We start from the raw sequence: 5494 nt of genomic DNA on the forward strand, positions 1-5494 counted from the left end.
CCAGGTGAAAGCGGGCGCCCGCCCGCTGGGCGGCCATGCGCAGCTGCTGGCTCAGCTGGCGGGTGTTGACCACCGGTGCGCCTGGCAGGTGCAGCGCGGCATGCAGTGGAGCCTCGGGATTCAAGGCGGGTTCGAACTGGCGGATCTGCGAGGCATCGAGCAGCGAATGGGCAATGCCGGCGCTGGCCAGTTGCGACAGGTCTGGTGCCAGCGCCTTCAGTTCCTTCTCGGTGCGCAGCAGCAGGGTCCAGCCCTGGCTGTGCGCGTGGTCCAGGTGCAGCGCAGGCGTCAGCTCCTGCAGCAACGAGGCGCTGGCCAGCGCGAGCAGGCGCTGGGTATCGCGCTGGGCCTGCTGCGATGCGGTGACGGTGGCTTTCGGTCCGCCCAGCCACGCAGTCAGCTTGCGCCAGCCACGGCGCGGCCGGACCAGGGCTTGCAGGGCGATCGGGAGCATCAGGCCTGCGTCGGCAAAGCTGGCGCCCGCAGCGATGCTGCCGTGCTGTTCGAAGACTTCGACCCTGTGGCCTGCCCGCGCGAGCGCCAATGCACTGCTCACGCCACTGATGCCGGCGCCGATCACTGCGACATGCATGCGCAGCTCCTGAATGGAAAGGCGGGGCCTGGGGCGTTGGCGAGGCAGGTGATCACAGGGCAGATGGCGCCGGGCGCACGAACAACAAGGAGGGGAGGGCGAGAGGGTGGGAAAATCGGATGAGGCGAGAAGGCCGGCGACACCGTCAGCAGCGCGTGACCGCAAGCGCAGCGGGTCGGCGCTTGTGGGCGCGACAGGGCTCTGAGCCGAGCGTGGTTTGCGCGCAGGGGGCAAAAGTGTGCAGCCGTGCCATCGGGTAACCACCTGTCAAGCGGCAGCATTGTGCCTGTGCGCTGCCGCTGCTGCCGGCGACGGGCGCAGCTTGGCGGCGTTCGTGGGGTCCGTGCAACCCGGCCCCGGCACATGGCTTGACATGTGCGGCCCGGATCGGGCTTGCCAGCCTGCTATACTCCTTGGGTTTAGCCGACAGCTGTTTGCCGAATGCCGCCGTTTTGTGCTTTTTGAGCGCGAAGGGCCGGTGCGGAGCAGGTGGTGTTGATTGGCTGAGCCGGCCTTGCGGCTGGCTGGGCAGTGGCGCAGGTGGTGAGCACCCGCGGCGCGGTCTGGCTGGTCAACGTAGCGACTTAGCGACGCAGGGCCGAATTCGCGAACCCGGCCTATCAAGGTGTCGCGTGCTGCCAGTTCCCAGGATGATGGAGGGGATGGCAGTGGCGATGGTTGCCGGGATTCAAGACCCAACCTTTGGAGTTTTCCATGTCTGTCTCAATGCGTGAAATGCTGGAAGCCGGTGTCCACTTCGGTCACCAAACCCGCTTCTGGAACCCCAAGATGGCCCCGTACATCTACGGCCATCGCAACAAGATCCACATCATCAACCTGGAAAAGACGCTGCCCAAGTTCGAGGAAGCGTTGAAGTTCATCCGCCAGCTGTCCAGCAAGCGCGGGAGCATCCTGATGGTGGGCACCAAGCGCCAGGCCCGCGACGTGGTCGCGATGGAAGCCCAGCGCGCCGGCATGCCTTTTGTCGACCAGCGCTGGCTCGGCGGCATGCTGACCAACTTCAAGACCGTCAAGGGTTCGCTGAAGAAGCTGAAGGACATGCAGTCCGTCAAGGATTCCGGCTCCGAAATGCGGATCAAGAAGGAAGCCCTGCTGTTCGACCGCGAACTGGCCAAGCTGGAAAAGGACATCGGCGGCATCCAGGACATGGGTGCGCTGCCTGACGCGCTGTTCGTGATCGACGTGGGCTTCCACAAGATCGCCGTCGCCGAAGCCATCAAGCTGGGCATTCCGGTGATCGGCATCGTCGACACCAACCACTCGCCCGAAGGCGTGGACTACGTGATCCCAGGCAACGACGACTCGGCCAAGGCCGTGGCGCTGTATGCCAAGGCGGTTGCCGATGCCGTGCTGGAAGGCAAGGCCAACGCCGGCCACGACCTGGTCCAGGCTGTTGCAGCCGATGGTGACGAGTTCGTCGAAGTCAGCGAAGAAGCTTGATCGAGGCGCCTGAGCGCCAATGAGAAAGGGGCTGCTTCAGCCCCTTTTTCACACCCCGATCGAAACCTGATGAAACGCCCGGCAGCCCTGGTGGCTGCCACCGAAACGGAGAGAGAAAAATGGCCATTACCGCAAGCATGGTTGCCGAACTGCGTGGCAAGACCGACGCCCCGATGATGGAGTGCAAGAAGGCACTGACCGAAGCCGAAGGCGACATGGTCAAGGCTGAAGAGCTGCTGCGCGTCAAGCTGGGCACCAAGGCCGGCAAGGCCGCTTCGCGCGTGACCGCCGAAGGCGTGGTGTCGAGCTTCATCGAAGGCACGACCGGCGCGCTGCTGGAAGTGAACTGCGAAACCGACTTCGTCACCAAGAACGACAGCTTCCTGGCCCTGACCAAGGCCGCGGCCGAACTGATCGCCAAACACGGCCCGGCTGACGTGGCCGCGCTGGGCGCACTGCCTTACGAGCAGGACGGCTTTGGCCCGACGCTGGAAGACGTGCGCAAGGGCCTGATCGGCAAGATCGGCGAGAACATGTCTTTCCGCCGCTTCCAGCGCTGGTCGAACGGCGGCGCACTGGCCGGCTACCTGCACGGCACCCGCATCGGTGTCGTGGTGGAGTTTGATGGCGATGCCGTCGCCGCCAAGGACGTGGCCATGCACGTGGCCGCCATGAAGCCGGTGGCATTGACCTCCGGCGACGTGCCAGCTGAGCTGATCGCCCGTGAGCGCTCGGTCGCGACCGCCAAGGCCGCCGAAGACGCCGCCAAGGCAACCGCGGAAGGCAAGCCGGTGCAGTCCGACGAAATCGTGGCCAAGCGCATCGAAGGCGGCGTGCAGAAGTACCTGAAGGAAGTCTCGCTGTTCAACCAGGTCTTCGTGAAGGCCGCTGATGGCAAGCAGACCGTCGAGCAGATGCTGAAGGCTGCCGGCACCACGGTGAAGGGCTTCACGCTCTACGTGGTCGGCGAAGGCATCGAGAAGAAGGTCGACGACTTCGCAGCCGAAGTGGCCGCGCAAGTCGCGGCCGCCAAGGGCGGCTGAGTCAGCCCTCTGTACGTGGCAGCAACTCTGATCGAGAGGCTGCCGCGTACACTTTCAGCCGATTCACAAGATCCACGCTCCACAGGGAAGAAAACAATGCCAGCCTACAAGCGCATCCTGCTCAAACTGTCCGGCGAAGCCCTGATGGGCGACGACTCGTACGGCATCAACCGCGCGACCATCGTGCGCATGGTGCAGGAAGTGCAGGAGGTCACCGAACTGGGCTGTGAAGTCGCGGTGGTGATCGGCGGCGGCAACATCTTCCGTGGCGTGGCTGGCGGCTCGGTCGGCATGGACCGCGCGACGGCCGACTACATGGGCATGCTGGCCACGGTGATGAACGCCCTGGCCCTGGCCGACACGATGCGCCAGGAAGGCATGACGGCCCGTGTGATGTCGGCCATCGCGATCGACCAGGTGGTCGAGCCCTATGTGCGCCCGAAGGCGCTGCAGTATCTCGAAGAAGGCAAGGTGGTGGTGTTCGCTGCCGGCACCGGTAATCCCTTCTTCACGACCGACACGGCTGCAGCGCTGCGCGGCGCCGAGATCGGCGCGCAGATCGTGCTGAAGGCCACCAAGGTGGACGGCGTGTACACCGCGGATCCCAAGAAGGACCCGACGGCCACGCGCTACACCAACATCAGCTTCGACGAAGCCATTTCCAAGAATTTGCAGGTGCTGGACGCGACCGCCTTTGCGCTGTGCCGCGACCAGAAACTGCCCATCAAGGTGTTTTCCATCTTCAAGCCCGGCGCGCTCAAGCGTGTGGTCATGGGCGAGGACGAGGGCACCCTGGTGCACGTCTGACCTCTCGACAGGAGTGCCAACATCATGACGATTGCCGACATCAAGAAGACCGCCGAGACGAAGATGGCCAAGTCCATCGAATCATTCAAGGGCGAGTTGCAGAAGATCCGCACTGGCCGGGCCCATCCGGGCATCCTGGACCAGGTCAGCGTGGACTATTACGGCTCGATGGTGCCCATCAGCCAGGTGGCCAATGTGAGCCTGCTGGACGCACGCACGATCAGCGTGCAGCCCTGGGAAAAAGGCATGGGCGCGAAGATCGAGAAGGCCATCCGCGAGTCGGACCTGGGCTTGAACCCGGCCTCGCAGGGCGACCTGATCCGCGTGCCGATGCCGGCGCTGACTGAGGAGCGCCGCCGCGACCTGACCAAGGTCGTGCGCAACACGGGCGAGGACGCGAAGGTGGCCGTGCGCAACCTGCGCCGCGATGCCAATGAGCAGCTGAAGAAGCTGCTGAAGGACAAGCTGGCGACCGAGGACGAGGAGCGTCGCTCGCAGGACGAAGTGCAGAAGCTGACCGATCGCACCATTGGCGAGATCGACAAACTGGTGCAGGGCAAGGAAGCCGACATCCTGGCGGTCTGAGGTCGACAAAGGTACATGGTCGACCTGTCCAATTTCCTCCGCGGCGGCGCTGCGGCCAAGCCTGACTCCGCGCTGCCGCGCCACGTTGCGATCGTGATGGATGGCAACGGGCGCTGGGCCAAGAAGCGCTTCATGCCGCGCATCTTCGGCCACAAGTTCGGCATGGAAGCGCTGGTGCGCGTCATTGACGACTGCCACCGCCGCGGCATCCAATACCTGACGGTCTACGCCTTTTCTTCCGAGAACTGGAAGCGGCCAGACGAGGAAGTGTCCGGCCTGATGAACCTGGTGCTGGTGGGTGTTTCGAAGTACCTGGCCAGGCTGGCCGACAAGGGTGTTCGCATCCATGTGGCCGGTGACCGCAGCAAGGTCTCCGAGCGGGTCTGCCAGGCGTGGCATCACGCCGAGACCACGACCGCGGGCAACACCGGGCTGGAGCTGACCGTGGCCTTCAACTACGGTGGCCGCTGGGACATCGTGCAGGCCTGCAAGCGGGCCATCGCCGATGGCCTGGCGCCCGAGGCGCTCAGCGAAGAAGCTTTGAGCAAGTACATGGCGCTGGGCTATGCGCCGGATCCGGACCTGTTCATCCGCACCGGCGGTGAGGTGCGCATCAGCAATTTCCTGTTGTGGCAGCTGGCCTATGCCGAGCTGCATTTCACCGATTGCCTGTGGCCGGATTTCGACGAGGCCGAACTCGACAAGGCGATTGCCGTCTTCGCTTCGCGCGACCGTCGCTTCGGTGGCGTCAAGCCGTCACCTTCCACTCAAGAGGCTTCGGCCTGAGACCCAGATGCTGCTTCAGCGTGTGATCACCGCACTGGTGCTGCTCGCACTGCTGCTGCCAGCCTTGTTGGTCGTCAACCCCCTGCCGTTCGCGTTGCTCAGTTTGGTGCTGATCGGCCTGGGGGGCTGGGAGTGGGGGCGGTTGAATGGGCTGAAGGGCGTGTCGCCGGTGGCGCTTGGCCTGTTGGTGCTGCTGCTGTGCGGCCTGGCCTGGTGGGCG

6 protein-coding genes and 1 pseudogene are annotated in these 5494 nt (G+C 64.5%); 6 read left to right on the top strand and 1 reads right to left on the bottom strand.

Features of this window, described 5'->3' with window-relative positions; all coding sequences use genetic code 11:
• A partial coding sequence (locus FKP22_RS19645) for an NAD(P)/FAD-dependent oxidoreductase (RefSeq protein ID WP_141289396.1) occupies positions 1-592 on the bottom strand: 592 nt, incomplete at its 3' end.
• A 714-nt stretch (positions 593-1306) separates the two neighbouring features.
• Here FKP22_RS19645 and rpsB point away from each other — a divergent pair.
• From rpsB to FKP22_RS19675, 6 genes and pseudogenes are all read left to right on the top strand, one after another.
• The gene (rpsB, locus tag FKP22_RS19650; protein ID WP_141289397.1) at positions 1307-2053 is read left to right on the top strand and encodes a 30S ribosomal protein S2; all 747 of its coding nucleotides are present in this window, start codon (positions 1307-1309) and stop codon (positions 2051-2053) included.
• A gap of 119 nt (positions 2054-2172) precedes the next feature.
• Positions 2173-3096 carry a translation elongation factor Ts gene (tsf, locus tag FKP22_RS19655; protein ID WP_141289398.1) on the top strand — a complete coding sequence of 308 codons (924 nt, stop codon included), beginning with the start codon at positions 2173-2175 and terminating at the stop codon, positions 3094-3096.
• Positions 3097-3192: 96 nt separating this feature from the next.
• Entirely contained in the window at positions 3193-3903 is a 711-nt protein-coding gene (gene pyrH / locus FKP22_RS19660) for a UMP kinase (RefSeq protein WP_141289399.1), read from the top strand.
• Between the two features lie 24 nt (positions 3904-3927).
• The gene (frr, locus tag FKP22_RS19665) at positions 3928-4488 is read left to right on the top strand and encodes a ribosome recycling factor (protein WP_141289400.1); all 561 of its coding nucleotides are present in this window, start codon (positions 3928-3930) and stop codon (positions 4486-4488) included.
• 15 nt (positions 4489-4503) lie between these two features.
• Positions 4504-5274, top strand: coding sequence for a polyprenyl diphosphate synthase (gene uppS, locus FKP22_RS19670; protein ID WP_141289401.1), 771 nt, complete (start codon positions 4504-4506; stop codon positions 5272-5274).
• A gap of 7 nt (positions 5275-5281) precedes the next feature.
• Positions 5282-5494 (top strand): annotated as a pseudogene (locus FKP22_RS19675) (phosphatidate cytidylyltransferase); the annotation flags it as partial.

The sequence above is a fragment of the Ideonella azotifigens genome (genome assembly GCF_006519715.1).
GTDB classification, from domain to species: Bacteria; Pseudomonadota; Gammaproteobacteria; order Burkholderiales; family Burkholderiaceae_C; genus Ideonella; species Ideonella azotifigens.